Source organism: Arthrobacter sp. NPDC056727 (genome assembly GCF_042790555.1).
Classification (GTDB): domain Bacteria; phylum Actinomycetota; class Actinomycetes; order Actinomycetales; family Micrococcaceae; genus Arthrobacter.
The window spans coordinates 81,953-107,546 of sequence record NZ_JBHTZA010000010.1; the positions used below are offsets into that span (position 1 = coordinate 81,953).

The window sequence follows — 25,594 nt, forward strand, 5'->3', positions numbered from 1 at the left end:
CAGGGATGGACGCCTCACTCGGCCGCGGGAAGGTCCCGGGTGGCCGGTCCCTCCAGCACCTGGCCGGTGCTGCTGAACCGGGAGCCGTGCAGCGGGCAGTCCCAGGATTTTTCGTTGTCGTTCCAGTGCAGGATCCCGCCCAGGTGCGTGCAGACGGCGGACCGGCTGCACGTCGTTCCGTCAACGGTGGAGGTGGCGACGGGCTTCCGTCCGCGCATCGCCACCGTGCCCGTGCCCTCTGCCGGCGCACCGCCGTCCGACGGGGGAAGCTGCCGGACCCTGCCCCAGTCCTTGGCCAGCGTGGCGGCCACTCCGGCGTTGAGGGTTATGGCCGAGGCCGCACCCGGAGGTGACGTCACCCTGCGGTGGATGGTGTTGGCCCACGGCAGCTGGCCCCCGAGGATGTCCGCCGCGATGCCCAGGGACGCAGCCACCGCGTTGGTCATTCCCCACTTGTTGTAGCCGGTGGCGAAGAGGATGCGGCCGCGGCCGCGGGGGAGCCTGCCGAAGAACGGCATGAGGTTGGTGGCCTGGTAGTCCTGTGCGGACCAGGTGTGGGTGACGGTGGCGCCGGGGAAGTGTTGCTGTGCCCACGACAGCACATTCTCCAAATGTGCCTGTTCCGAGCGCGCCCTGCCCACCGGGTGCCCGTTGCCGCCCACCAGGAGGAGATTCCGGCCGTCAGCCGGGTAGTCCCGGATGGACCGCACGGGCTGCTCCACGGAGATGTACATCCCCTCGGGCGGCGCCGCATTTCCGGCGAGCTCCAGGGCCGCGGCGTAGGAGCGGTTCGGCTTGAGCTTGGCGAAGTAGAGGCCGCGGTTCAGGATGGGGCTGCCCGTGGCCAGGACCACGGAGTCGGCGCGGACCGATCCCTGGTCAGCATGGACTGTGGAGGGTCCCGCCCCGGTGACGTTCCGGACCCTGACCCCGGTAACTATCCGGCCGCCGTGGCTGCGGACGTCCTCTGCCAGCGCGGTGAGCACATCCATGGGGTTGATCTGGGCCTGCCCGCGAAGGCGCACGGCTCCGCGGACGGGGAACGGCAGCCCCGCATCCCGGACGTAGTCCACCTCCAGGTCGGCGGCGAGGGCAGCGGTGAGCTCCGCGCGGACCGCCTCCGTGCCCTGCTGCGTGGCGGCATAGGTGTAGGCGTCACGCAGTTGGAACGGCACGCCGCGCTGCTCCAGGTACCGCAGCAGCCAGGCCTGCCCTTCGCGGTTGCCGGACACATAAGCGTCCACCACCTTCTGGGGATATTGCTGCCGGAGGGATGAGAGCACGGTGCCCTGCAGCAGGGTGACCTTGGCCGTTGTATTGCCCGTGGCCACTGCGCCGAGGCCGCGCGCCTCCAGGACAAGCACGTTCTGTCCGGAGCGGGCGAGCAGCAGCGCCGTGACCAGGCCGGTCAGGCCGGCGCCCACCACCACGGTGTCGCACGACTCTCCTGGGGTGAACGGATCGCCGGTAAAAGTGTCGGTGCGGTCCAACCAGAGTGACGTCACGTGCCTCAACCTGCCTTTGGCCTGCGTCTTTGCCTCGGGTCGTTCCCGCGGCAGGCCCCCGCGCTGGCAGCGGGAACCCCGACGTAATCGTAAGTGTACTTACGGAGTTAGGGCCGGAACAGGGTTGGGGCAGGGCAGGTTGCCTGAAGCAAGTTGTGGCTCAGCGGGCCTGGAAGGCGCCGATGCTCAGGAGCTCGATGGAGGCGTTGCTGCAGGCATCCGACGGCCGGGCCACGAACAGTGACGCCGTGTCCTCCGGCGGATAGATCCGGAATCCGGCGGCAGCGGTTTTGCTGCAGTCCGGGTAGTTGCCCGCCTGCGTGTAGCGGAGCACCGCGGTGCCCGACTTCCCGGGCGCCAGCAGGACGTCCTGGACGGCCACGGAGGTGTCGCGCGTGGCCGGGGCGCCGATCGGCTGCCCGCTGGGTCCGGTGACAAGGGACACGCCCGCGAACCCCTTCAGGTGGCAGGGTGCCTTTCCGCTGTTGGTGAGGATCAGTTCCATGTAGACGCTGCCGGCGGCGCCGCCGCCCGTCGCGTCAGTGGTGGCTTTCAGCCCTGAGGCTTTGCACAGCAGGGTCCCGGCGGCGGTGGACTTCGGTCCCGCTGAGGTCGATGCCGGCTCCGATTGAGGCGAAGCAGAGGACGACGGCGGTGCGGACGTTTCGGGGGCCGCCTGCGTGCCCGGGGTGGTTGAGCTCGTTGCCGGCTCGGTTGTCCCCTGGGTGGCGGGCTGGCTTGGCCCGCAGGCGGTGAGCAGCAGCGCAAATGCGGCAGCCGCCGTCGTGCACAGTAGTCCGTTGGTGATTCGCTGAGGCCTCATGGCACTAACATTGCGGGCCTTCCTGCCCGAGTCAACGAAGGCGCGGCGGAGACCCCGATTTGATGCCCTGATTGTGACATCGAGGGTGGGGAGCCTCCCGTTCGGCCTGAAACGGTTCTGACCGACGTTGATGCAACGATAAACCAGTTTGATAGCGCAGAATTAGCCAATTCCGGGCTAAAAGTTGCGTTGATCTGCAGTTTTCGGTGTGCCAAAATGATCTTGGTCTCACTTGTCCACAACCTTGTAGGAATCGAAAAGCCGGCAAGGAAATCCGTCAAGGAACTAACGCTCATAGTCCGGCCGCGATCCATCATCACTCCCGTGGCCGGAAGTGTCCTCCGGCAAGGGGGATGCGCAGGGTTGAGGGGAGACAGCTCGGCACTCGTCCGCGGCAACGCCGCTGCGGACGTACCTGAAGAGGCGCATCAGTCATTGGTTTCCGGCAACGCCGCCGAAGCCAATAACGATGGGGGCTGAGGTTATGACCGGTTGGCTTGTCCGCTGGAGTCTTAAGTTTCGATTGATTGTTTTAGCCGCTGCTGCCGGCATTCTGGGGTACGGATTAACCACCCTGCCGTCAATGCCAGTGGATAATCTTCCAGAATTCTCTCCACCACATGTGGAGATCCAAACCGAGGCGCTGGGCCTGTCCGCCGTGGAGGTCGAACAGCTTATTACCTCACCCATGGAGGCCGACCTGCTGAACGGGGTTGCCTGGCTGGACGAAATACGTTCCAAGTCAGTCCCGGGCCTCTCCTCGATTGAGATGGTTTTTGAGCCGGGCACCGATATTCTCCGCGCCCGGCAGCTCGTGGCAGAACGCCTCACACAGGCTTTCGCGCTGCCCAACGTGTCGTCTCCGCCGGTCCTGATGCAGCCGCTCTCCTCAACGAGCCGCGTCATGATGGTGCAGATGACATCCCAGGACGTGTCGCCGATCGACATGTCCGTCCTGGCCCGCTGGGACGTCAAGCCGGCGCTGATGGGTGTCCCTGGGGTGGCAAACGTCTCCATCTACGGCCAGCGCGAACAGCAGCTGCAGGTGCAGGTGGACCCGAAGCAGCTCCGTGCCAAGAACACCACCCTTAACCAGGTGGTCGAGACCGCCGGCAATGCGGTGTGGGTGTCCCCGTTGAGCTTCCTGGAAGCGTCAACCCCGGGCACGGGTGGCTTCCTCGAATCCGCCAACCAGCGCATCGGCATCCAGCACGTGCTTCCGATCCGGACCCCGGAAGACCTCGGCAAAGTCAGCGTTGAAGGTGCATCCGACAAGTCCCTGACGCTGTCCGACGTCACCACCCTCAGCGAGGACCACCAGCCGCTTATCGGCGATGCCGTCACCGGCAAGACGCCCGGCCTGCTGCTGGTCATCGAGAAGTTCCCGGACACGAGCGTGGCGGAAGTGACCCAGGGTGTGGAATCGGTCCTTGACGGGCTGCGTCCCGGCCTGTCCGGCATCACCGTGGACTCCACAGTGTTCCGGCCGGCCTCATTTGTTGAGTCCGCTGTTGGCAGCCTGGGCCTTGCCCTGCTGGTCAGCCTCCTGGTGGTCACCGCGTTGATCGGCCTTGCGTTCCGCTCCTGGCGGTACGCCCTGCTGGCCCTGGTTTCCATTTCCGTGGCGGCCATGGCTGCGGCGCTGGTTCTGCAGTTCCAGGGAGCGGTCCTGAACGTTATGGCGTTCGCCGGCCTGGTCCTTGCCCTCCTCGTCGTCATCGGCGATGTCATCACGGACCTGCACAGCTTCCGGCGGGAATCGGCCGACGACCGGGTATCGCGTGAAGCCCTGCTGGCCCACGGGCTGCAGCGGTCCCGCGTTCCCGTCCTGTTCGCCGGACTCGCTGCGCTGCTCGCCCTGGCGCCGTCGCTGTTTGTTCCCGGCGTCGAAGGGGCGTTCCTGAAGCCCCTGGTGCTGTCCTACCTGCTCGCCACCGCTGTGGCGATGCTCATCGCCCTGATAGTCACGCCCGCCCTGGCGAGCCTGCTGCTGCGGGGCCAGCGGTGTCCCCGGCGCAGCCTTTCGGTGGTCCGCAGGGCGCGGCTCGGCTACGAGCGCGCGGCGCGGGCCTTCACCGGAACCGTGGCCACGGTGTTCGCCCTCGCGGCGGCGGCGATGGCCATTGCAGCACTTGCAATCGTCCCGGCCGCCACGAAGGAACTTCCTGTTGTGGCCGCTGTTCCCGACCGGACCCTGCTTGTGGAATGGGAGGCCGCGGCAAGCACCGGGGCCGACGTGATGAACAGGGTGATGACCAACGCCAGCGAAGAGCTCAGTGGAGTTCGCGGAGTCTCTTCGGTGGGCGGCCACGTGGGACGTGCCATTACCTCCGATACCGCCTCTGACGTCAACGCCGGCGAGCTCTGGGTGACCATGGAGGACGGCGTCAACATCAGCAGGGTGCGCTCTGAGGTGCAGGAGATCGTTCAGGGGTACCCGGGCCTGACGGCCAAGGTGACCACCTACCCGGAGCAGCAGGTTGCTGCTGCTACGGCGATCGACAACCGCCAGTTCCGAGTGCGCGTTTACGGCGTGGACCTGGACATCCTCCGCCAGAAGGCAAACGAAATCCGCGAGATCCTGGCGCGAACGCAGGGCGTGGCTGAGCCGCAGGTGGATGCCACAGTAGACCAGCCTGTTGCGGAAATCGAGGTCGACCTGGCCGCGGCGCAGAAGCAGGGCATCAAGCCCGGCGACGTCAGGCGGGCGGCTGCCACCGTCCTGCAGGGCATCGAGGTCGGGTACCTGTTCGAGCAGCAGAAGGTCTTCCAGGTCATCGTCAAGGGCACAGAAGCCACCCGCAACAGCCTGACGGCCGTCACCGACATGATGGTGGACAAGCCTGAAGGCGGGCAGGTCCGGCTGGGTGACGTGGCCAAGGTCACGCTTCGCCCAAACCAGACCGTGATCCATCACGACGACACCTCCCGGCGCATCGACGTCGTGGCCAACATCCAGGGCCGCAACCTCGGTGACGTCACCCGGGACGTCCAGGCCGCCATCAAGGGAATGCAGTTCCCGGTGGAATACCACGCCGAGATCCCGCCGCAGTATGCCGAAAAGGAGGCCGCCGGCGCGTTTATCTGGTGGCTCGCCCTCGCTGCGGCAGCCGGCATCCTGGTCCTGCTGCTGACGGTCCTTGGCAACTGGCGGCTCGCGGGGCTGGTCTTCGTGCTGCTTCCCGTGGCACTGTCCGGCGGCATCGTCGCCGCAGACCTGGCCGGCGGGTTCGGCTCCGTCTATGTGCTGGTGGCCCTGGCGGCGGTGCTCGCCCTGGCAATCCGGGACGTGGTCATGCTGATGGGAACGTACCAGTCCCTGCAGGCCCGCACCCCGTTGGATTCGCCGGCGCATCTCATGCGGCAGGCGGCCGGGGAGCGGCTTCTGCCTACTGTTCTGACCACCGTGATCACCGGACTGGCGCTGGTGCCGCTGGTGCTGCTCGGCGGCCCGGTCGGCGGGGGCATGATCCTTCCGCTGGCGCTGGTTGTGTGGGGCGGGCTCATTACTTCCGCCCTGCTGACCCTCTTTATTCTGCCGATCCTCTTCCTCCGCATTGGTCCGCGCTCCAACACGGACTGGGGGAGTTCATTGGTGATTCACAACGGACCGGTTCTGGCAGAGAGGTCGGAATTGTCATGAAAAGCAAGAGTGGTTTTGGGGGCTGGCGTTCTGTTCTCGTGCTGGCCTGCGCAGCGTCAATCGGACTCTCCGGCTGCGCAACAGTGAAAACGGCGGCGGCGCCCGCCGGGCAGGCGGCGTCAACCATGGAGAAGGCCGGTCCGGACCTGAACCGGCTGACGCTCACGGACAAGGCAGTGGAAAGGCTGGGGATCACCACGGTCAAGGTGGCCAAGGGTGAAGGCAGCCCGCTGCAGGTGCCCTACGGTGCCCTGGTCTACGATGCCAACGGCAAGACCTGGGTTTACACCAATCCGGAACCGCGCACCTACATCCGGGCCGCGGTGACGGTGGACAAGATTGCCGACAACAAGGTGCAGCTCCGGTCCGGTCCGCCGGCAGGAACCGATGTTGTCACCGTTGGTGCCGCGGAGCTGTTTGGCGCCGAATTCGGCACAAAGGGTCACTGACATGCGCCGGATTGTCGGGTTCAGCCTGAAATTCCGCGCCTTGGTGGTTGCCATCGCCGTGGCAATGATGGCGTTCGGCGGCGTCCAGCTCAGCACGGCCTCGGTGGATGTCTTTCCCGAATTCGCGCCGCCGAAGGTGGAGATCCAGACCATCGCCATCGGCCTGACCGCCGCCGAGGTGGAGCAGCTGGTGACCGTTCCGCTCGAAGACGCCCTCAACGGCGTCGAGGGGCTGGACGAGATCCGCTCCAAGTCCGTGGAGCAGCTGTCCTCGATCGTGCTCCTTTTCGCCCCGGGGGCTGACCTGCTCAAGGCCCGCCAGCTGGTCTCGGAGCGGATCGCCACCGTCACGCCGTCGCTGCCCACCTGGGCGGCGCCGCCGGTGATGCTGCAGCCGCTGTCCTCCACCAGCCGGGTCATGAAGATCGGGCTGACGTCGGACCAGCGGTCGCTCATGGAAATGTCCATGATCACGTACTGGAAGATCCGCGCCCACCTGCTGCGGGTCCCGGGCGTGGCCAACGTGGCGATCTGGGGCGAGCGCCTGCAGATGCTGCAGGTGCAGGCGATTCCGGAGAAGCTGAAGGCCAACGATGTCAGCCTGAACCAGGTCATGGAAGTCACCGCCAACGCCCTTGACGCCGGCCTGCTGCAGTACTCGCCGGGTTCAGTCATCGGCACCGGCGGCCACATCGAGACGCCTAACCAGCGGCTCAGCATCCAGCACGTGCTCCCGATCACCACTCCAAAGGACCTCGCGGAGATCACCATCGAGGAAAAGAACGGGAAGCCGCTCCGCCTCGGTGACGTGGCCAATGTGGTGGAGGACCACCAGCCGCTCATTGGCGACGCCGTGATCAACCAGGGCGAGGGCCTGATGCTCATCGTCGAGAAACTTCCCTGGGGCAATACCCTGGAAGTCACGAAGGGTGTCGAGGCAGCGCTGGAGCAGATGAAGCCGGGGCTGAGCGGAATCAGCATTGATACGGAGATATTCAGGCCGGCAACCTTCATCGAGGAATCGCTGAACAACCTCAGCCGCGCGCTGATGCTGGGCTGCATCCTCGTGGTGCTGGTGCTGGGAGCGTTCCTCTTCCAGTGGCGCACGGCGCTGATCAGCCTGATCGCCATCCCGCTGTCGCTGGTGACGGCCGCGTCCGTCCTCTACCTCACGGGAGCCTCGGTCAACACCATGGTGCTGGCGGGGCTGGTGATTGCCGTCGGGGTGGTGGTGGATGATGCGATCATCGACATCGAGAACATCATCCGAAGACTCCGGCAGCACCGCGCGGACGGTGGGGCAAGGTCAACGGCGTCGGTGGTCCTGGAGGCCTCGCTGGAGGTCCGCGGGCCGATCATCTACGCCACGCTGATTATCATCGCCGCGGCCGTGCCGATCTTCTTCCTGCAGGGACTGACCGGGGCCTTCTTCAGGCCGCTGGCGATCTCCTACACCCTTGCGGTGCTGGCGTCGATGCTCGTGGCGCTGACCGTCACCCCCGCGCTGGCACTGATCTTCATGCGGAAAGTTCCGCTGAAGGAGCAGGAACCGCCTCTGGTGAGGGTGCTGAAACGCGGCTACCGCGCGGTCCTGAGCAAGATGGTGAGGCGGCCGGTGGCGGGCTACGCGACCTTCGGCACCATGGCAGCCATTGGTGCCATCACGGCACCGCTGCTCGGGCAGTCGCTGCTGCCTGACTTTAAGGAGCGCGACTTCCTGATGCACTGGCTGACCCAGCCGGGCACCTCGGTGACGGAGGAGTACCGCGTCAGCCAGAAGGCCTGCGAGGAACTCCTGACGATCCCGGGTGTCCGGAACTGCGGCTCGCACATCGGGCAGGCCTTCAACGCGGATGAAGTCGTGGGTGTGTACTTCGGCGAGAACTGGATCAGCATCGACCCCGCGGTGGACTATGACAAGACGCTGAAGTCCATCCACGAGGTGGTGGACGGCTATCCCGGCATCGTGCGGGATGTCCAGACCTACCTGAAGGAGCGGATCCGTGAGGTGCTCACCGGCGCCAGCGATGCCGTCGTCGTCCGGCTTTATGGGGACGACCTGGCGCTCCTGCGTTCAAAGGCCGCGGAAATCCAAACGATCTTTGAGCAGACCGAAGGAACCGTAGCCCCCCACACGGCCCTGCAGAAGGATATTCCGCAGCTCAATATCGAGGTTGACCTGGCCAAGGCCCAGAGCTACGGGCTGAAGCCGGGCGACGTCCGGCGTGCAGCGGCATGGCTGGTCGCGGGGGAGGAGGTCGGTGACGTGTACCGGGGCGGCAAGGCATATGACGTCCAGGTCTGGAGCCCGCCGGAGGTGCGTTCCGATATCACCAGCATCAGGAACCTGCCCATCGATACCCCGAGCGGCAAAAAAATCCTGCTGTCCGATGTGGCAAGCGTCCAGGTGAAGCCGACCCCGAACGTGATTCAGCGGGATGCGCACTCCAGGAGGATCGATATTGAGGCCAACGTGAAGGAAGGTTCGCTGGGCTCGGTGGTTGCGGCCATGGAGGAAGGGCTCAAGAAGGTGGAGCTGCCGCAGGGCTTCCGCACCCAGATCCTGGGCGAGTTCCAGGAGCGCCAAGCGGCGACGAAGACCCTGCTGACGCTCGCCGTCGGGGCACTGGCCGTGATTTACCTGCTCCTGCAGATTGCCTTCGGAAGCTGGCGGCTGGCGACCCTGGTGATCCTCACCTTGCCGATTGCCCTGGTGGGCGGCGTGTTTGCCGCCTTCCTGGGCGGAGGTGTCCTGTCGCTGGGATCCATTGTGGGCTTCCTGACGGTCATGGGCATCGCGGCCAGGAACGGCATCCTGCTCATCAACCACTGCCAGCACCTGGAGAAATATGAGGGTGAAAAGTTCGGCCCGGAGCTGGTCCTGCGGGGCGCCGCCGAACGCCTCTCGCCGATCCTCATGACCACCCTGGCCACCGGGCTTGCCCTGGTGCCGCTGGTGGTCCTGGGGAACATCCCCGGCCACGAGATTGAACATCCCATGGCCCTGGTGATCCTCGGCGGGCTGGTGACGTCCACGCTGCTGAACCTGTTCGTGGTCCCGTCGCTGTACCTGAGGTTCGCCAAGCCGAGGGCCAGCCGGAACCAGGCACCGCCGGAGCCGGTACTTGCCAACGCCTAGCCACGCACCTGCTGGTCCGTCCGCCGCCCACGCCCCGCCACCCGCGGGAACGTGGGCGGCGGTGGTGCGGGGACGGTCTGCGGGCCGGTTCCTGCCCGCCGGCGTCGCAGTTCCAGCGCCAGGCTCGCCTGCCCGCGGGCCATGGCCCAGCGGTGGTTGGCCGAGAACCCGGGTTTCAGCAGCCAGCTGAGCCGCCGCAGCAGCGGCTTGGTGGCACTGACCCGCCAGTCGTAGGTGATCACGACCTCAGGGCCGTCCTGCTCGAATGTCCAGCGTCCGGTCCCGTCCAGGTCACCCGTCGCGCGGATCGCGAAGCCCCTGCTGGTGATCGGCTCCGTTACGGTCAGGGTCCAGAGGAGGGTGTAGGGGAGCCAGCCCTTGGTATGGAGCCTGGCCATCCGTCCGACGCCGTTTTCCTGGCCAGGATGGATTTGTTTCACCCGGAGGTAGACGGAGGGCCACCACCGGGCGAGTCCTTCCGGGTCGCCCAGGAGTTCCGCGACGTCGTCCGCGCTCCCGGCCACCCGCCAGACCGTGACGAAGGCGTAGTCGGTGCTCTTGCTGCCCCTGGCGTTCATGTGTGGCTCCTGCCCGCGAAACGATCTGCAACCATTCAAGCGCGTGCCGCCCGTCCGCCATAGACTGCTGGCGTAAGTCACCACCCCCAAATTGAGGAGTAGCGATGAACTACAGCGGAAGCCAGTACGAGAAGGCCGTGACGGCGGGGGACCTTGACCGCAGCCACGTCGGCCAGACGGTGAGCTTTCAACCGAACGATTTCACCGTGGTGTTCGGCAGGATCGCCGGAATCGCCCGCACCGACGCCCAGGTGTACCTGGCCCTGGACGGGGTCGGCGGCGGAACGCACCTGAAGGATGAGTATGACCTGCCCGTGGGGCATGAGGTGTATGTGCAGCTGGACCCGCTGAGCACCGCAGGGAAGACCATCTCGGACGCGGAGCGGGTCATCAAGGAGAAGCTGGACGAGATCAGGAAGAACCTTCTCGACCGCGATCAGAAGTCCGGTCCGGAAGCAAAGTCTTCGGAACAGCAGTCTGGCTCCGAGTAGCCGCCGGGAACACCCGCCAAGCGAAGAACCCCGCTGCACGTGTGCAGCGGGGTTCTTCTAGGCAACCGCTCCGCATATGGGGGAACACGGAGCGACCTATCAAAACTAATGGACAGCTTGCTTAGGTTTCAAATCGACGCCACTTTTTCCCAAGCCCCCGGCAGTACCATCGACGCTACCGCGGCCGTAACGGGTCTCCATGATCTACGGCTGCGGTAGGCGGCCCGCTCTGCGAATCGGGGAATGAGCGGGCCGCCGCCCCGCAGGAACATCTCCCTGACAGCCATGGAAGTCGGCTGACTGCCCAAACATCGGCCATCTTGCTGCAGCAGATCAAGGGTTGAACCCTCATTTACTCGGCGATGTCCTCCGCCCACAGCGTAGGGTGATCGCCCTGGAAGGTGCGCATCATCTCGATGCAGCGGGCATCGTTCAACACCACCACTTCGACGCCGCGCGAGCGCAGAAGGTCGAATTCACCCGGGAACGTCGCGTCCTCGCCCACCACCACGCGCGGAATCTTGAACTGGATGATGGTCCCGGTACACATCGCACAGGGCGCCAGGGTGGTGTAGAGGGTTGTGTCCCTGTAACTCTTCTGGCGTCCGGCGGCCCGAACCGCAGACATCTCGCCGTGGGCGATCGGATCCCCATGCTGGACACGCTGGTTGTGGCCGCTGGCGATCACTTTTCCGCCGCGGGCCAGGGCTGCGCCGATCGGGATGCCGCCCTCCCTGAGGCTCTTTTGTGCCGCCTCGTAGGCAGCTTCGAAAACAGGGTCTGTGGCGGTTCGCTCAGTTTCGATCATGGTGCAGTCTAAAGTCGGTGCGTCTCAAATGCCCGCGAATCGCGCAGGCCATTACGGTGGGCCAGGTCCGCTGCGGGCTCTAGCGATTCGGAACCGGCCTGGGTCGGGAGGCGCTTGGAGGGCAGGCCTCAGCGAACGGTGGCGGCCATCGCTGCGTGCGGCCGTTTTCCCGGATCCTGGCGCGTTTCGACGTCGCACACGTGGAACCCCGACTCGCCGAGCATCAGTCGCATCTGCCCGACAGGCCAGTAGTACGCCGTCGTGACCGCATGCTCAAAAGGTTGGGCGGCAGCGCCCTCGAAGAATCCGATGAGCAGGTGCCCTCCGTGGGTCAGACGGCGGGCAATCCCCGAGAGCACCGCAGGAAGATCGCCTGGATGAACGTGGATCAAGGAGTACCACGCGAGCACCCCCTGCACGGAGCCGTCCGGCACGCCAAGATCCCGCAGCGACGCGACCCGGTATGACACGCCAGGAAAGCGTGCCCGCGCGCTGTCAATGAATTCCGGAACAAGGTCGACGCCCTGTATTTTCACACCCTGCCGGTGCAGAAAGTCTGTCCAGTGGCCGGGACCGCAACCGGCGTCGACCACCTGGCCATCGATACGTTCTGCCCACCCTTTGATGCGTTGCCGGTCCAGTTCATGCATGTCCTCAACGGAGCCAAGAAGGCTCGTGTACTCGGCAGCTCGTGCCCCATAGGCAGCCCGGATGTGGTCATCAGTCACGATCGCGAGCCTACTGCCAGCATGAGGGGAGCGGCGTCAGGCGTCCTGATCTTTGTAGCCGCGCCGGTCAGGCAGCGCGCGAGAACCACTGCTGTATTGCCGCCCGGTCCCCTTGCAGGCAAAGAAAAGGACCCCGGTTCCCCTAACAAGGGGAACCGGGGTCCTTTTCTACGTGGCGGTGACGGTGGGATTTGAACCCACGTTGGCTTTTACACCAAACAACATTTCGAGTGTTGCACCTTCGGCCGCTCGGACACGTCACCAACCTGAATAGGGTACCGGAGCAAGGCCCGCATCCCCAAAACGGCATGCTTTTCGCCGGCAGCGGAGCCGCAGTCCAGCCGCGCGGAACACCTCCCGAGCGGGCGCGCCGGGACGCATCTTCCCGGAAATCGGGGCCGGGCACTAGATTCATAAGCAAGATGACTACCCAGCAGCAGAACGAAGCAACCGCATATTGGACCGTGGCACCCGGCCGGGGTGAACTGCGCACCGAGGCGCTGCCCGTCCCCGGCCCGGAGGAGGCGCTGGTGCGCTCGCTGTATTCGGGCATCAGCAAGGGCACCGAAATCGTGGTCCACCAGGCCGCCGTCCCGCCGTGCGTCGCCGAGCAGATGCGCGCCCCGCACCAGGAGGGCTCCTTCCCTTCGCCGGTGAAGTTCGGCTACCTGTCTGTGGGGATGGTGGAGCAGGGCCCGGCGGGCTGGGTGGGGCAAACCGTCTTCTGCCTGCATCCGCACCAGGACCGCTATGTGGTTCCGGTGTCATCGCTCACCCGCGTTCCCGACGGCGTTCCTCCCCGCCGCGCGGTCCTCACCGGCACTGTGGAAACGGCCGTGAACGCCCTCTGGGAGGCGGGCCCAAGGCTGGGCGACCGCGTCGCCGTCATTGGCGCCGGGCTCGTGGGCGGCATGGTGGCCACGCTGCTGCGCACGTTCCCCCTCGGACGGCTGCAGCTCGTGGACGTCGACCCCGCCCGCAAGGACCTCGCCGACGCGCTGGGCGTGGACTTCGCGCATCCGGACAACGCCCTGCCGGACTGCGACATCGTGTTCCACTGCTCCGCGTCCGAAGGCGGGCTGGAACGCTGCCTGAAGCTGGTGGGGGACGAGGGCGAGATCATCGAAATGTCCTGGTACGCCGACCGGAAAATCACCATCCCGCTCGGCGAGGACTTCCACGCCCGCAGGCTCTCCATCCGCGCCAGCCAGGTGGGCGCCGTGGCACGGGCGCGCCGGCACCGACGGACCGCCGCCGACCGGCTGGAGCTCGCCGTGTCCCTGCTGGAGGATCCGGTGTTCGAGGCGTTCCTCACAGGCGCCTCCGCGTTCGCCGAGCTGCCCCGCGTGGTCCAGGACCTGGCCGACGGGCGGCTCGAAGCGCTCTGCCACGTCATTGTGTATCCCGCCGCCGGCGCTTCACCCGCTCAAAGCCACCAGACCCCAACGACCGAAACCGCGAGGTAACCATTGTTCAGCCTGACCGTGCGCCGCCACTTCATGATCGCCCACAGCCTTCCCCGGGAGGCATTCGGGCCCGCCCAGGGCCTGCACGGGGCAACCTTCGTGGCGGAGGTGACGTTCCGCCGTCGTGCCCTTAACGACGACGCCATCGTGCTGGACATCGGCGCCGCCGGCGGGATGATCGAGGAGGTGCTGGCCGGCCTCAACTACCGCAACCTGGACGAGCACCCGGATTTCGCCGGGAAACTGAGCACCACGGAGGCGCTGGCGCAGTACATTGCGGAGGCCGTCACCGAGCGCCTGCGGGAGGACGCGGACGGCCGGGAACTCGCCGGTGTGGACGTCACCCTGCGGGAAAACCCCGATGCCTGGGCGAGCTACTCCCTCGAGTTCGGCTCACTTTGAGGCTCTAATGCTGCCCACGCCGCCGGCCATCCGGCTCCTGGTTCCCGCGAACATCCGCCACAACTCCGGCGGCAACGTTTACAACGCCGCGCTGGCACAGGGCCTGGAACAACTGGGAGCCGCGGTAGCCATCCAGCCGGTAGACGGCGACTGGCCGGTGGCCAGCAAGGAAGAACGACGGCGGCTGGCCGGCTTGCTCGGTGCAGGAACCCCGGCGGGCGCGCCGGCCGGAACCATCACGATCGTTGACGGCCTGGTCGCCTCCGGCGCCCCAGACGCGATGGAGGCCGCGGCCGCCAGCGGCCACGCGCCCTGGGTCCTGATGCACATGCCCCTTGACCAGCACCCGGACCTCGAAGCCCGTTCGCTGCGCGCGGCCGCCGGTGTGATCTGCACCAGCGGTTCAGCCGCCGCCGAGATCACCCGGCGGCACGGCCTGGCCGGCGTCCGCGCCGCGCTGCCCGGAACCGAACGTGCCCGGCTTGCACACGGATCCGAGCCGCCGCACCTGCTGGCCGTGGCGGCACTGCTGCCCAACAAGGACCAGCTGACACTCCTCGGTGCCTTGGCCCGGCTGCAGGACCTGGACTGGACGGCAGCCCTCGTGGGCTCGGCCACGGCGGACCCCGACTATGCCCGCCAGGTAAAGGCTGCCGTTGCCCGGCACGGGCTGGAACGCCGGGTGCAGCTCCCGGGCGAGCTGACCGGCGGCGCGCTGGAGCAGCAGTGGCATGCCGCCGACCTGAGCCTGCTGGTCTCCAAGGTGGAAGCCTTCGGCATGGCGGTCACCGAATCCGTAGCCCGCGGGGTGCCCGTGATCGTCCGGGCCGGCACCGGGGCGGTGGAGGCACTGGGCCTGGGTACGGAACCGGCACCAGGGCCCCGTGACGGGACGGAGCCCCCCCTGCCGGGTGCCGCCGTCGAACTTGGCGGTGACGCAGGAAGTGAAGCTGCCGGCTCCGCAGAGGAGAACCCCGGGCCGCTGGCCGCACTGCTGCGCAGCTGGCTCACGGATCGCGATTTACGTACCGAATGGCGCCGGCGCGCCCTCGCCGGCAGGGACCTCCTGCCAGGCTGGGACGCCACCGCACGGCAGGTGCTCGGCTACGTGGCGCCGCATGCACCCCGGGGCGGCCATTCCTCGCAACCGCCTGCTGATGGAGAATGAGGCATGGCTACCCACGTCCAGCCCTCGGGCACCCTGGAAACCGCTGCAACCCTCACCCCGGAGCTGCTCCGCGCCTGGGCCTGGCACCGGCAAGGGCTGGACGGAGGACTCGAAGGCTGCACGTCGGAGGAGGTGCTGGCCGCGGCGGGCTGGGCGAGGTCAGTGGGCGGCGCCAACCCGTACCTGACCCTCTTCGCCCGCGCCGGAATCCGCCGCACGCAGGCGGACGCGGACGTCCGCGAGCTCAGGATCCACGAACTGCCCACCGCCCGCGGCTGCACCTACGTGCTGGGCCGGGAGGACTTCGACTGGGCGCTGAGCCTGGGCAAGAGCGCTGAAGAGGCCTTCCGGGTGCTGGCCAGGCTCGGCGTGGACCGCGGCGAGATCACGTTGCTGGAGGAACAGATCCTGCACGTGCTCGCCGAGGCAGACGGTCCGCTGGACCCCAGGCAGCTCAAGGAGGAGCTGGGGGAGTCGGTGCGGAACCTGGGCGAGGAAGGCAAGAAAAAGGGCGCTGCCACCACGCTGCCCACGGCGCTGGGCCTGCTGCAGGCGGACGGCCGGATCCGCCGCGTTCCGGTCAACGGGCGGCTTGACCAGCAGCGCTACGCCTACACGCCCTGGGGCCTGCCCCCCAGCCGGCTCGGTCCCGAAGGCGCCCGCGAGGAACTGATGCGCCGCTACCTCGGCTGGACGGGAGGCGCCACGGTCAAGCAATCCCAGTGGTTCACCGGGTTCACCCTCACCGACAGCAAGGCGGCGCTCGCCGCCGTCGGGGCCGTGGAGGTCCCCACGGCCACAGGCGACGTGCTCTGGATGCTGCCCGCCGACGTCGAACGCCTTGCGGACTTCAGTCCGCCGGAAAGGGAACAGATCCAGCTCCTGGCCGGCACCGATTCGCTCGTGCTGCACCGGCGCAACGCGGCGGACCTGTTCGCCGAGGAGGACCGGGACAGGCAGCTGCTGGACGCCACCCTGGCTCTGCAGGCTGACCTGCCGGACCATCCCGTCTTTGACCGGGGCAGGATCATCGGGCTGTGGCAGTACGACCCGGGCCGGGAAAGGATCGCGGCCTGGCTCTTCGCCGGCCGGACACCCGCCGTCGAACAGCGCATCGCCGAGGTCGAAGCGTGGATCCGGGAGGACCTGGGCGACTTCCGCTCCTTCAGCCTGGACTCGCCGGCCTCCCGCCAGGTGCGGATCGACGCACTGGACGCCGCGGGCCGGTAGCTGGCTGGGGGCCGCATAGCTGGCTGGCGCGGCTAGCCGGGAGTTGGACTGCCGGTCCGGTGCGCCGCGAAGAACTCCCGCAGCAACCCGCCGCATTCCTCCTCCTGCACGCCGGCGTAGACCTCCACCCAGTGGTTCAGGCGGCGCTCGCGAAGAATGTCGAACACGGAGCCCGCAGCCCCCGCCTTCTCATCCCAGGCTCCGAACACCACGCGGTGGATCCGGGCCAGGACGATCGCTCCGGCGCACATGGCGCACGGTTCCAGGGTCACCACCAGCGTGCAGTCCTCCAGCCGCCAGCCGTCGCCGCTGCCGCCGTCGAGGGCGGCGCGTTCCCGCAGCCGCACGGCGGCCTCGCGGATGGCCACCACCTCGGCGTGCGCGGTGGGATCCCCGAGTGCCTCCCGCTCGTTGCGTCCGGCGCCCAGGACGGTCCCGTCCGGACCGATCACGACGGCGCCAATGGGCACGTCCTCGGTTGCCAGGGCCCGCCGGGCTTCTTCGAGGGCAAGGCCCATCCATTCGAGGTGTTGCGGATCGTCCGGGGCCATGGGTCAATGATAGTTTCTAAGGATACTTAGCATCGGACAACGCAAGCGCCGGGAGTAACGATGAAGTCCCTGACTGACCGGTACGGCAGGTGGCTTGGGCCCTACGCGGCCCTGTGGATCACCCTCATCGTCGGCGGCATCCTGGTGGTTACCCTGACGCTGCTGAGCGCCCAGGTGTACGACGCCGTCGTGGACCAGAACGGTGTCTCGGGACTGGACAAACCCGCCCTCCAGCTGGCCAAGGAGTACCGGAACCCCGGGCTCGACACCGCCGTGACGGCGTTCACGAACGTCGGCGGCGGCATAGGCATGCCCATCCTGGCGAGCATCCTCGTGGCCTGGCTCATCTACGCCAGCCGGAGCTGGCGGCCGCTCATCCTGGTGGGCGGTGCGGCGGCGGTCTCCGTCACGGCCACCAGTGTGGGCAAGACGCTGCTGGGCCGCACCCGTCCTGACCACATCGACGCCGTTCCACCCTTCGAATTCTCGCCGTCGTTCCCCAGCGGGCACACGCTGAACACCACCGTGGTGATCGGCATCGTGGTGTACCTGGTGTGCCTGGAGCTCCGGAAAACTTCGGCACGGACGTGGGTGGTTGCCGCAGGGGCGGTGTTCATCATCGCCATGGGATTGAGCCGCGTGTTCCTCGGCCATCACTGGCTGACGGACGTGATGGCCGCGTGGCTGATCGGGGCGGCCTGGGTGGGTGTGGTGATCCTGGCCCACCGGCTGTTCCATCACTTCCGCCGCCGGGAGCATGCCGGACCGCCGCCCACGTTTGAGCGCCCGGCCCACATCAAGGGCAGCAAGGCCGACCAGGCGGAGCATCTGCAGGGAGCTCCGGATGCCGGGGGAGGACCCGGAAACCGGGGCGGGGAGGCAAGGCCCGGGTGATAGTTTTGACCCATGCGCACACTCGTCGTGGACCATCCGCTGGTCGCCCACAAGCTCACTGTCCTGCGGGATAAGAACACCCCCTCGCCGGTCTTCCGCCAGCTCACCGAGGAACTGGTCACGCTCCTTGCGTACGAGGCCACACGCGATGTCCGCACCCAGCCGGTCACCATCGAAACCCCGGTTGCCACCACCGTTGGCACCGCGTTCACCAAGCCCACCCCGCTGGTGGTGCCCATCCTGCGTGCCGGGCTGGGCATGCTCGAGGGCATGACCAAGCTGGTCCCCACGGCCGAAGTGGGTTTCCTGGGCATGGCCCGCGACGAGGAAACCCTGGACATCATCACCTACGCTGAGAGGCTGCCGGACGATCTTTCGGGCCGCCAGATCTTTGTCCTCGACCCCATGCTCGCCACCGGCGGCACGCTCCGTGAGGCCATCAAGTTCCTGTTCAAGCGCGGAGCCGCCGACGTCACGTGCATCTGCCTGCTGGCCGCCCCGGAGGGCCTGGCCAAGCTGGAGGAGGAACTCAAGGACGCCAACGTCACCATCGTCCTCGCCTCCATCGACGAGAAGCTGAACGAGAAGGCCTACATCGTGCCGGGCCTGGGCGACGCCGGCGACCGGCTTTACGGCATCGCCGGGTAGGGCCTGCCGCTGATTTAACACGGGTCTTCCCAAGCCCACCCCTTCCGGAGCCCGGGGCGCCCCGGCTAGCCTGTGCAGCATGGACTGGAAACTTGAACTCGTCTTCGTCCCCGTGTCCGATGTGGACCGCGCCAAGGACTTCTACGTCAACAAGGTCGGTTTCAACGCCGACTATGACGAGCGGCCCATGGACGGCATCCGCTTCGTCCAGCTGACCCCGCCCGGTTCCGGCTGCTCGATCGCCATCGGGGAGGGCCTGAACGATGCTCCTCCGGGCACGGCGCCCAGCCTTCAGCTGGTGGTGAGCGACATCAACGCCGCCCACAGCCAGCTCAAGGCGAACGGCGTGGATGTCAGCGACGTGGACGTCCAGGACTGGGGCCACTTCGTCTACTTTGCCGATCCCGATGGCAACAAGTGGGCGGTGCAGTACATCCCCAACCGGCCGAACGGCTAAGTCACGAAGGGCGCGCCGGCGGTCCGGATGAGGCAGGATGGAAGGCATGAGCCTTCCCACCGAGTCCGCCACCATCACGCTGACAGCACGTGCCGTCCTGTTCGACATGGACGGCACCCTCGTGGATTCCACGGCCATCGTGGAGCGCGTGTGGGCGGAATTCGCCGGCCGCTACGGCCTTGACCTCGCGGAAATCCTCCGCACCTCCCACGGGGTGCGGGCCCTGGACACTGTGCGCCGCTTCGCTCCCGAGGGCGCCGACATCAATGCCCTGGTTGCCGAGCTGGGCCACATGGAACTGACCGAAACCGACGGCATCGTCGCCGTGCCGGGGGCGCTGCAGCTGCTCGAGTCGCTGCCGGCCGACGCCGTGGCCCTGGTGACCTCGGCGTCGCCTGACCTCGCTGTCGTCCGCATGGCCGCGGCAGGAGTGGACATGCCGGCCGCGGTGGTCACCTCCGAGGACGTGTCCCGCGGCAAGCCGCACCCCGAGGGCTACCTGCGCGGGGCGTCCCTGCTGGGCGTCGTGCCGTCGGAGGCGGTGGTGTTCGAGGACGCTCCCGCCGGTATCGCCGCGGGAGTCGCCGCCGGCATCCGGACCGTTGCGGTGGGCCCGAACACCGGCGTCCTTCCCGACGGCGTGCTGCACATCCCGGACTACACCGCCGTCACGGCCTCGGTGGAAGCCGGCGACGACGGGCGCCGGGTGATCTCCCTGCGGCTGTAGCCGGAGCCTGGACTTGGACTCCGGCGGAGGCCAGGCCCGTCAGGACAGGTCGTAGACCGTGGCGCCGCCGATCGTCTCGGCCTGGAAGTTGGCCGCCACCCAGTCCGAGATCCGCGCCGCGGCGTCGGACCCCGTTTCACCCTGCATCATGCTTCCGCCGATGAAGTAGTGGATCTTGCCGTCGGCCACGAGTTGCTGGAACTCCGCCAGCGTGGGGGCAGGATCGGTCCCGTTGAAGCCGCCGACAGCCATAACCGGCAGTTCGGCGGCCAGCTGGTAGCCGGCCGCGTTGTTGGAACCCACGGTGGCGGCGGCCCACGTGTAGTTTGCCGCGCCGGCTTGGAGGGCGGCCACCAGACCGGCCGACGGCGTGCTGGTACCCAGCAGGCCGCCCATGCCGCCGCCTCGGCCACCGAATCCGCCGGGTGCCCGGGTGCCGGAACTGGCAGCGCCGGCGTTGGCCGTGCCGGTATTCGCAGGACCGGGATTGGCGGTGGCGCCCGGCCCGGCGAGGCTGCCCTGCCGGCCAAAGCTGCCCAGCCCCCCGAAGTTGCCGCGCCCTCCCGTTGCGGCCGGCCCGGCGCTGACAATCGCGCCGGAGTGTGCGGTTGCCGCGGTGGTGAGGGAGTAGGCCAGCGGTGCGGCGAGCGCCGCCGCGACTGCGGCAGCCGCCGTCGTGCGCCGCAGCGCCCGGCCAAGCCCGCCGGCGGGTGTGAACGGAAGCAGCAGCAGTGCCACGGCCAGCAGCGCGGCGATCAGCACCGCCCAGCGGAGCCACGGGACGTAGGCGGGGGAGCGGCCCAGCAGCTGGAAGGCCATGGCGCCGGCGGCGGCCACTGCCGCGGCGAGCGGCACCGCCGCGGCCGGCAGCGACCGGCGCTGCCAGAGGAGGACGCCGCCCAGTCCGGCCAGGCCGGCGATTCCCGGTGCCAGGGCCACCATGTAATACGGATGGATGATGCCGGCCATGAAGCTGAACGTCAGCCCGGTGACCACCACCCAGAGGCCCCAGATGACAACGGACGCCCGGACGGCGTCGGTCCGCGGTGCCCGCCGGCCGAGCCACAGCAGCGCTCCGGCGAGGATCAGCACGGCCGGCAGCAGCCAGGCGATCTGCCCGCCGAACTCGGTGTTGAAGAGCCGCAGCAGCCCGGGCGTTCCCCAGCCGTTCCCGCCGCCCACGCTGCCGGTTTCGTCGCCGTTGAGCCGGCCCAGGCCGTTGTACCCCAGCGTGAGTTCGAGGATGGAGTTTGTCTGCGAGCCGCCAATGTAGGGGCGGCTTTCTGCGGGGATGAGCTCGACGGCGGCCAGCCACCACCCGGCGGACACCGCCAGGGCGGCCCCGGCGCCCGCGAGATGCAGCAGGCGCTTCCCGAGGCGGGCCGGAGCGGCGAGCAGGTATCCGGCCGCGAGCCCCGGCACCACCAGCAGGACCTGCAGCTGCTTGGTCAGGAAACCGAAGCCCAGGAACACGCCGGCCAGCAGGAGCCAGCGGAACCGCGCGTCCTGGATCGAGCGCAGCACCGCGTAGGCGGCCGCCGTCATGAGCAGCACCAGCAGGGCGTCCGGGTTGTTGAAGCGGAACATCAGGGTGGCCACCGGGGTAAGGGCCATCCCGGCGCCCGCCAGCAGGCCACCCAGGTGGGCAAGCCTGACGTTACCGGTGGCGGGCCTGGCGGCCCGGCGCACGGCCAGGTAGACCAGCCACGCCGTGGCCACGCCCATCAGGGCCTGCGGCACCAGGATGCTCCACGAATTCAGTCCGAAGAGCCGCACCGACAGTCCCGTGACCCAGAGTGCGGCCGGCGGTTTGTCCACCGTGATGGCGTTGGCGGAGTCGGACGAGCCGAAGAACCATGCCGTCCAGTCCCGGGACCCGGCCTGGGCCGCCGCCGAGTAGAAGGCGTTGGCCCAGCCCGAGGCGCCCAGGTTCCACAGGTAGAGGACGGACGTGCCGAGCAGGAGCCCGGCGAGTTCCAGCCGTGAGCGCAGCTCCGTCCGGGCTGGCCGGCCCCGCCGCGTCAGCCGCCGCTTCAGCCGCTGCTTCAGCCGCTGCTTCAGCGGGGCGCGTGACTGCCGCGAGGCCCCGTTCTTCCCTGGTTCCACTGGCTTCCCGGTGGGCGATTGTTGCACAGGACCTTCGTTGGGGGTCCCCGCCGGAGGCGCGGAGTGCGGCATGGTGTTGGTCATGACTGCCTACTTGGTCAGCTTGTAGACGGTGGAGTTGCCGATGGTCTGGGCTTCGAAGTTGGCGGCAACCCAGGTGGCTACCTCGGAGTTTCCGCCGCGGCCGCCCATTCCGCCCATTCCGCCGCCGGAGATGAAGTATCCGATCTCGCCGTTGGCCACCATCTCCTGGAACTGCGCGAGCGTGGGGTAGGGGTCCCCGCCGTTCCAGCCGCCCAGGGCAATCACGCTGGTGCCGGTGGCGAGTTCCAGGCTGGCTGCCTGGCTGGCGCCGGAAACAATTCCGGACCACTTTGCCGTGCTGGCCTTCAGCAGCGCGGTGAGTTCGGAGTTCGCGGTGCCGGCGCCGTCGGGACCCGTTGCGCCGCTTGGCGCAGCAGCGTTGGGAACAGCACCGTCGGTAGCGTTGCCGCCGAAAGCAGTGCCGCCGTCGGTTGCGCCGTTCGGTGCCAAACCGGAACCGTCAGCGAGCCCCGACGCGGAGCTGTCCCGTCCGGCAAAGCCGGCGCGTCCTCCCAGGCCGCCCGGCCCGCCCATCGCGGATGCGGTGGGGCCCGACGTCGGGATCGATCCGGAGTGGGGCTGGGCTGCAGTTACGAAGGTCCACGCGGCGCTGCCCAGCCCGCCGGCCAGCAGCGAGACCGCCACGACAGCCGCCGTCGCCGTCCTGCGGAGCCTGGCCGGAATGGCCTGGAGCGAGTCGAGCCGGAGCAATAGTGCGGCGGCGGCCAGTACGCCGAGGATCAGTACGGCCACCCTGATCCAGGGCAGCCACGTGGCGTCGCGCCCCAGCAGCACCGCGGACCAGGCCGAGGCGGCCAGGACGGTGGCTGCCAGCGTAATCCGGGCGGGGAGGTGGGCCCGGCCGCGCCAGAGTTCGACGGACCCGATGCCCACCAGTGCGGCGATCGCCGGGGCCAGCGCTACAGCGTAGTACGGGTGGACGGTGCCGCTCATGAAGCTCAGGATGCCGGCGGTGACCAGCAGCCAGCCGCCCCAGAGGACCAGGGCAGCGCGCGTGCGGGAGGTTCGTGCCTCGCGGCGGGTGAACCACAGCCCGGCGCCCAGCAGGATCAGGGCGGACGGCAGCAGCCAGGACACTTCGCCGCCGAAGCTGGTCCCGAACATGCGGGTGATCCCCGCGGCACCGCCGAAGCCGACATTCCCGCCCATGCCGCCGCCACCGCCGGGCATGCCGCCGCCCATGCCGCCTTCGGAGCCGGTGATGCGGCCCAGGCCGTTGTAGCCAAAGGTCAGCTCAAGGAAGCTGTTGGTTTCGGAGCCGGCCATGTAGGGCCTGGCCGAAGCGGGTGTGAGCTGGAACAGTGCGATGTAGCTGCCGGCCACCAGCACGATCCCGCCTGCCGCGGCGAGCAGGTGCAGGAAACGCCGGCCGAGGCTGGTGGGGGCGGCCCAGAGGTAGGCCAGGGCCAGGCCGGGAACGATCAGGAAGCCCTGGAGCATCTTGGTCAGGAAAGCCAGGCCGATCACTGCACCGGCGGCCGCCAGCCATTTCCAGCCGGCCTTTTCGATGGCACGGGTGGTGAGGTAGGCGGCCAGCACCAGGCACAGGGTGAGCAGTGCGTCGGGGTTATTGAACCGGAACATCAGCGCGGCCACCGGGGTCAGCGCCAGCGCGCCGCCGGCGAGCAGGCCGGCCCCGGGGCCGGAGATGCGCTTGACGGTGAGGTAAAGAAGCCCGACGGCGGCCACGCCCATGAGTGCCTCCGGCACCAGCATGCTCAGCGGGGAGAAGCCGAAGATCCTGCCCACGAGGGCAGGAATCCACAGGGCCGCCGGCGGCTTGTCCACCGTGATCGCGTTTCCGGCGTCGAGGGAGCCGAACAGCAGCGCCGTCCAGTCCTTCGTGCCCGCCTGGATGGCTGCGGCGTAGAACGAGTTGGCGTATCCCGTGGCTTCGAGGTTCCACAGGTACAGCACGGCGGTGAACGCCAGCAGCGCTGCAGCCGAGGGGCGGATCCAGCGGGCCTGGTTTCCCAGCAGGAGCCGGGATGCCCTGCCGGTCCGGCGGGTTTGTTCCGGGGCGGCCTGGCGGGGCGCTTCGGGCGCGGCCTCTGCGGTGTGGGTTGATGTCCGCTCGAGTGCCGTCTGGTTTGGGGGAGTGACGGTGGTGCTCATGACTGTGTCATTTCTGTCGGGAGGGATGAGTGCGGAAGCGATGGCTCGGAGGCGGCAGGATCTGAGGGAGCGTTGGTGGGGACCGGCCGCCGTCGGAAGACCCAGAGCCGGAACAGCAGGAATTTCACTGTGGTGGCGGCGAGGTTCGCTGCAGTGACCGTGGCCAGCTCAAGCCAGCGGTCCGGCGTCGTGCCTCCCGGCAGTGCGCCGCTGTGGACCAGGGCCAGCGCGCCGGAGGTGAGGGCGAGCCCGATCCCGAAAACCAGCAGCCCCTCAAAGTGGTGGCGGGCAGCATCGCTGTTGCCTGCGATGCCGAACGTGAAGCGCCTGTTCGCGGCGGTGTTGGCCACGGCGGTGGTGAGCAGGGCCAGCAGGTTGGCCAGCTGGGGGTCCATCAGGTTGCGGCAGAGGTAGAAGAGGACCAGGTAGGCGAGGGTGGAGGCAACGCCGATGGTGCCGAACCGGACCAGTTGGCCGAACAGGCTTCCGCCCGGGCTCTGCTCCTGGCTGCGGGAAGCTGCCGGCAGCGGGCCGCGGGCAAGGGCGGCACGGAGTTCCGCGACCGGGATGCGGCCGGTGACCATGTCCTTGCTGAGCCGGGCCATTCCACGGACGTCGGCGAGGGCCGTCTGGACGATGTCCACGCTGGAGTTGGGGTCGTCGGTCCAGTCCACCGGCACCTCGTGGACGCGCAGGCCGCACCGTTCCGCGAGGACCAGGAGTTCGGTGTCGAAGAACCAGGCTGTGTCCACGGTGTGCGGGAGGATCTGCTGGGCGATGTCGGCGCGGATGGCCTTGAAACCGCACTGCGCATCGCTGAAGTGGGCGCCCATCAGGGACTGCAGCAGAAAGTTGTAGCTGCGGGAGATGAATTCGCGTTTCGGCCCGCGCACCACCCGGGAGTTGCGGGTCAGCCGGGTGCCGATGGCCAGGTCCGAGTGGCCGGAGATCAGCGGTGCCAGCAGCGGGCCCAGCGCGGCCAGGTCGGTGGAGAGGTCCACGTCCATGTAGGCCAGGACCGGCGACGGCGAGGCCAGCCAGACTTTCCGCAGGGCGTTGCCGCGGCCCTTCTCCTCGAGATGCACCACATCCACCTCACAGAGTTCCCGGGCCACGCGCTCGGCAGCCTTGAGCGTTCCGTCGGTGCTCGCGTTGTCTGCAACGGTGATGCGGAACGAGTGCGGGAACGTGCCGCGCAGGTAGGTGTGCAGCCGGCGCAGGCACTCCTCCAGGTCGCGCTCCTCGTTGTAGACCGGGATGGTCACGTCCAGGACCGGAACCGCGGCGGAGGTGTCGATGGGCTGCCGCCGGGGGTGCCTGCCTGGGGTGCAGGCCGGGGCATGGCCGGCCGCGCCGGCTGCCTGGAGCGTGTGCAGCTGGGTGTGCAGCGGTGGGCGGGGCTGGGTTCCGGAGGCGTGGTCAGTGATGGTCATGCAACAACAGTGGCGGCCGCTGTTATGAGGGTTTTAGGGCGAAGCTGTGCAGGGGCTGTGGAAGTGTTTCGGCGTGATGTTTTGAACGGGGGTGGCCGCATTTCTGCGCCACTTTGCCCGCTGCGGGA

General features: G+C 68.0%; 21 protein-coding genes and 1 tRNA gene. 12 read left to right on the forward strand and 10 right to left on the reverse strand.

Annotated elements, in window-relative coordinates; translation table 11 throughout:
- Window positions 1-14: 14 nt before the first annotated feature.
- Window positions 15-1,505 carry an FAD-dependent oxidoreductase gene (locus tag ACFRAH_RS12030; RefSeq protein ID WP_377991112.1) on the reverse strand — a complete coding sequence of 497 codons (1,491 nt, stop codon included), beginning with the start codon at window positions 1,503-1,505 and terminating at the stop codon, window positions 15-17.
- Between the two features lie 160 nt (window positions 1,506-1,665).
- Window positions 1,666-2,328 carry a DUF4232 domain-containing protein gene (locus ACFRAH_RS12035; RefSeq protein WP_377991113.1) on the reverse strand — a complete coding sequence of 221 codons (663 nt, stop codon included), beginning with the start codon at window positions 2,326-2,328 and terminating at the stop codon, window positions 1,666-1,668.
- 484 nt (window positions 2,329-2,812) lie between these two features.
- Here ACFRAH_RS12035 and ACFRAH_RS12040 point away from each other — a divergent pair, with 484 nt between their 5' ends.
- From ACFRAH_RS12040 to ACFRAH_RS12050, 3 genes are read left to right on the forward strand one after another with little or no spacing between them, the layout of a single operon-like run.
- Window positions 2,813-5,971 (forward strand): efflux RND transporter permease subunit, encoded by a 3,159-nt coding sequence (locus ACFRAH_RS12040; protein WP_377991114.1) that lies wholly within the window; start codon window positions 2,813-2,815, stop codon window positions 5,969-5,971.
- Window positions 5,968-6,420: a hypothetical protein gene (locus ACFRAH_RS12045; RefSeq protein ID WP_377991115.1), complete on the forward strand. Its 453-nt coding sequence runs from the start codon at window positions 5,968-5,970 to the stop codon at window positions 6,418-6,420. The genes ACFRAH_RS12040 and ACFRAH_RS12045 overlap by 4 nt, the downstream gene beginning before the upstream one ends.
- Window position 6,421: 1 nt before the next feature.
- On the forward strand, window positions 6,422-9,559 hold the full coding sequence (locus ACFRAH_RS12050; RefSeq protein ID WP_377991116.1) for an efflux RND transporter permease subunit: 3,138 nt from the start codon (window positions 6,422-6,424) through the stop codon (window positions 9,557-9,559).
- On the opposite strand, the gene ACFRAH_RS12055 is transcribed toward ACFRAH_RS12050, so the two are convergent.
- Window positions 9,556-10,137, reverse strand: coding sequence for an SRPBCC family protein (locus ACFRAH_RS12055; RefSeq protein ID WP_377991117.1), 582 nt, complete (start codon window positions 10,135-10,137; stop codon window positions 9,556-9,558). The two genes, ACFRAH_RS12050 and ACFRAH_RS12055, sit on opposite strands and share 4 nt — an antisense overlap.
- Window positions 10,138-10,241: 104 nt before the next feature.
- Here ACFRAH_RS12055 and ACFRAH_RS12060 point away from each other — a divergent pair, with 104 nt between their 5' ends.
- A complete protein-coding gene (locus tag ACFRAH_RS12060) occupies window positions 10,242-10,628 on the forward strand; it encodes a hypothetical protein (RefSeq protein ID WP_377991118.1) in 387 nt (128 codons plus the stop codon).
- A gap of 352 nt (window positions 10,629-10,980) precedes the next feature.
- Here the strand turns inward: ACFRAH_RS12060 and ACFRAH_RS12065 are convergent, their stop codons facing one another.
- The 3 genes from ACFRAH_RS12065 to ACFRAH_RS12075 form a co-directional block, all read right to left on the reverse strand.
- Window positions 10,981-11,436 carry a nucleoside deaminase gene (locus ACFRAH_RS12065; RefSeq protein ID WP_377991119.1) on the reverse strand — a complete coding sequence of 152 codons (456 nt, stop codon included), beginning with the start codon at window positions 11,434-11,436 and terminating at the stop codon, window positions 10,981-10,983.
- Between the two features lie 128 nt (window positions 11,437-11,564).
- Window positions 11,565-12,164: a class I SAM-dependent methyltransferase gene (locus ACFRAH_RS12070; RefSeq protein ID WP_377991120.1), complete on the reverse strand. Its 600-nt coding sequence runs from the start codon at window positions 12,162-12,164 to the stop codon at window positions 11,565-11,567.
- Window positions 12,165-12,337: 173 nt separating this feature from the next.
- A tRNA-Ser gene (locus ACFRAH_RS12075) sits at window positions 12,338-12,427 on the reverse strand.
- Between the two features lie 159 nt (window positions 12,428-12,586).
- On the opposite strand from ACFRAH_RS12075, the gene ACFRAH_RS12080 reads away from it, so the two are divergent.
- The 4 genes from ACFRAH_RS12080 to ACFRAH_RS12095 are packed head-to-tail and all read left to right on the forward strand — an operon-like array spanning window position 12,587 to window position 16,430.
- Window positions 12,587-13,630, forward strand: a complete 1,044-nt coding sequence (locus ACFRAH_RS12080; RefSeq protein ID WP_377991121.1) for a zinc-binding alcohol dehydrogenase — start codon at window positions 12,587-12,589, stop codon at window positions 13,628-13,630.
- Window positions 13,631-13,633: 3 nt separating this feature from the next.
- The gene (locus ACFRAH_RS12085; protein WP_377991122.1) at window positions 13,634-14,032 is read left to right on the forward strand and encodes a 6-pyruvoyl tetrahydropterin synthase family protein; all 399 of its coding nucleotides are present in this window, start codon (window positions 13,634-13,636) and stop codon (window positions 14,030-14,032) included.
- 7 nt (window positions 14,033-14,039) lie between these two features.
- Window positions 14,040-15,200, forward strand: a complete 1,161-nt coding sequence (locus ACFRAH_RS12090; RefSeq protein WP_377991123.1) for a glycosyltransferase family 4 protein — start codon at window positions 14,040-14,042, stop codon at window positions 15,198-15,200.
- 3 nt (window positions 15,201-15,203) lie between these two features.
- A complete protein-coding gene (locus tag ACFRAH_RS12095) occupies window positions 15,204-16,430 on the forward strand; it encodes a DNA glycosylase AlkZ-like family protein (RefSeq protein WP_377991124.1) in 1,227 nt (408 codons plus the stop codon).
- Between the two features lie 32 nt (window positions 16,431-16,462).
- On the opposite strand, the gene ACFRAH_RS12100 is transcribed toward ACFRAH_RS12095, so the two are convergent.
- Entirely contained in the window at window positions 16,463-16,981 is a 519-nt protein-coding gene (locus tag ACFRAH_RS12100; protein ID WP_377991125.1) for a nucleoside deaminase, read from the reverse strand.
- A gap of 60 nt (window positions 16,982-17,041) precedes the next feature.
- Here ACFRAH_RS12100 and ACFRAH_RS12105 point away from each other — a divergent pair, with 60 nt between their 5' ends.
- The 4 genes from ACFRAH_RS12105 (at window position 17,042) to ACFRAH_RS12120 (ending at window position 19,707) form a co-directional block, all read left to right on the forward strand.
- Window positions 17,042-17,875: a phosphatase PAP2 family protein gene (locus ACFRAH_RS12105; RefSeq protein WP_377991126.1), complete on the forward strand. Its 834-nt coding sequence runs from the start codon at window positions 17,042-17,044 to the stop codon at window positions 17,873-17,875.
- Window positions 17,876-17,887: 12 nt separating this feature from the next.
- Complete coding sequence (upp, locus tag ACFRAH_RS12110; protein ID WP_377991127.1) at window positions 17,888-18,523, forward strand: uracil phosphoribosyltransferase; 636 nt, start codon at window positions 17,888-17,890, stop codon at window positions 18,521-18,523.
- 79 nt (window positions 18,524-18,602) lie between these two features.
- Window positions 18,603-18,980, forward strand: coding sequence for a VOC family protein (locus ACFRAH_RS12115; RefSeq protein ID WP_377991128.1), 378 nt, complete (start codon window positions 18,603-18,605; stop codon window positions 18,978-18,980).
- Between the two features lie 46 nt (window positions 18,981-19,026).
- On the forward strand, window positions 19,027-19,707 hold the full coding sequence (locus ACFRAH_RS12120; protein ID WP_377991129.1) for an HAD-IA family hydrolase: 681 nt from the start codon (window positions 19,027-19,029) through the stop codon (window positions 19,705-19,707).
- Window positions 19,708-19,746: 39 nt separating this feature from the next.
- Here the strand turns inward: ACFRAH_RS12120 and ACFRAH_RS12125 are convergent, their stop codons facing one another.
- From ACFRAH_RS12125 to ACFRAH_RS12135, 3 genes are read right to left on the reverse strand one after another with little or no spacing between them, the layout of a single operon-like run.
- Window positions 19,747-21,897 carry an ArnT family glycosyltransferase gene (locus ACFRAH_RS12125; protein WP_377991130.1) on the reverse strand — a complete coding sequence of 717 codons (2,151 nt, stop codon included), beginning with the start codon at window positions 21,895-21,897 and terminating at the stop codon, window positions 19,747-19,749.
- Between the two features lie 6 nt (window positions 21,898-21,903).
- Entirely contained in the window at window positions 21,904-24,033 is a 2,130-nt protein-coding gene (locus ACFRAH_RS12130; RefSeq protein WP_377991131.1) for a glycosyltransferase family 39 protein, read from the reverse strand.
- Complete coding sequence (locus ACFRAH_RS12135) at window positions 24,030-25,466, reverse strand: glycosyltransferase (RefSeq protein ID WP_377991132.1); 1,437 nt, start codon at window positions 25,464-25,466, stop codon at window positions 24,030-24,032. Before ACFRAH_RS12135 ends, ACFRAH_RS12130 begins: the two co-directional genes overlap by 4 nt.
- Between the last annotated feature and the right edge of the window lie 128 nt (window positions 25,467-25,594).

Excerpts from the sequence above, each read along its gene's own strand:
- ACFRAH_RS12035 (WP_377991113.1), bottom strand. The coding sequence starts at position 2,328 with ATGAGGCCTCAGCGAATCACCAACGGACTACTGTGCACGACGGCGGCT.
- ACFRAH_RS12040 (WP_377991114.1), top strand. The coding sequence starts at position 2,813 with ATGACCGGTTGGCTTGTCCGCTGGAGTCTTAAGTTTCGATTGATTGTT.
- ACFRAH_RS12045 (WP_377991115.1), top strand. The coding sequence starts at position 5,968 with ATGAAAAGCAAGAGTGGTTTTGGGGGCTGGCGTTCTGTTCTCGTGCTG.
- ACFRAH_RS12050 (WP_377991116.1), top strand. The coding sequence starts at position 6,422 with ATGCGCCGGATTGTCGGGTTCAGCCTGAAATTCCGCGCCTTGGTGGTT.
- ACFRAH_RS12055 (WP_377991117.1), bottom strand. The coding sequence starts at position 10,137 with ATGAACGCCAGGGGCAGCAAGAGCACCGACTACGCCTTCGTCACGGTC.
- ACFRAH_RS12060 (WP_377991118.1), top strand. The coding sequence starts at position 10,242 with ATGAACTACAGCGGAAGCCAGTACGAGAAGGCCGTGACGGCGGGGGAC.
- ACFRAH_RS12065 (WP_377991119.1), bottom strand. The coding sequence starts at position 11,436 with ATGATCGAAACTGAGCGAACCGCCACAGACCCTGTTTTCGAAGCTGCC.
- ACFRAH_RS12080 (WP_377991121.1), top strand. The coding sequence starts at position 12,587 with ATGACTACCCAGCAGCAGAACGAAGCAACCGCATATTGGACCGTGGCA.
- ACFRAH_RS12090 (WP_377991123.1), top strand. The coding sequence starts at position 14,040 with ATGCTGCCCACGCCGCCGGCCATCCGGCTCCTGGTTCCCGCGAACATC.
- ACFRAH_RS12095 (WP_377991124.1), top strand. The coding sequence starts at position 15,204 with ATGGCTACCCACGTCCAGCCCTCGGGCACCCTGGAAACCGCTGCAACC.
- ACFRAH_RS12100 (WP_377991125.1), bottom strand. The coding sequence starts at position 16,981 with ATGGCCCCGGACGATCCGCAACACCTCGAATGGATGGGCCTTGCCCTC.
- ACFRAH_RS12105 (WP_377991126.1), top strand. The coding sequence starts at position 17,042 with ATGAAGTCCCTGACTGACCGGTACGGCAGGTGGCTTGGGCCCTACGCG.
- upp (WP_377991127.1), top strand. The coding sequence starts at position 17,888 with ATGCGCACACTCGTCGTGGACCATCCGCTGGTCGCCCACAAGCTCACT.
- ACFRAH_RS12115 (WP_377991128.1), top strand. The coding sequence starts at position 18,603 with ATGGACTGGAAACTTGAACTCGTCTTCGTCCCCGTGTCCGATGTGGAC.
- ACFRAH_RS12120 (WP_377991129.1), top strand. The coding sequence starts at position 19,027 with ATGAGCCTTCCCACCGAGTCCGCCACCATCACGCTGACAGCACGTGCC.
- ACFRAH_RS12125 (WP_377991130.1), bottom strand. The coding sequence starts at position 21,897 with ATGACCAACACCATGCCGCACTCCGCGCCTCCGGCGGGGACCCCCAAC.
- ACFRAH_RS12130 (WP_377991131.1), bottom strand. The coding sequence starts at position 24,033 with ATGAGCACCACCGTCACTCCCCCAAACCAGACGGCACTCGAGCGGACA.
- ACFRAH_RS12135 (WP_377991132.1), bottom strand. The coding sequence starts at position 25,466 with ATGACCATCACTGACCACGCCTCCGGAACCCAGCCCCGCCCACCGCTG.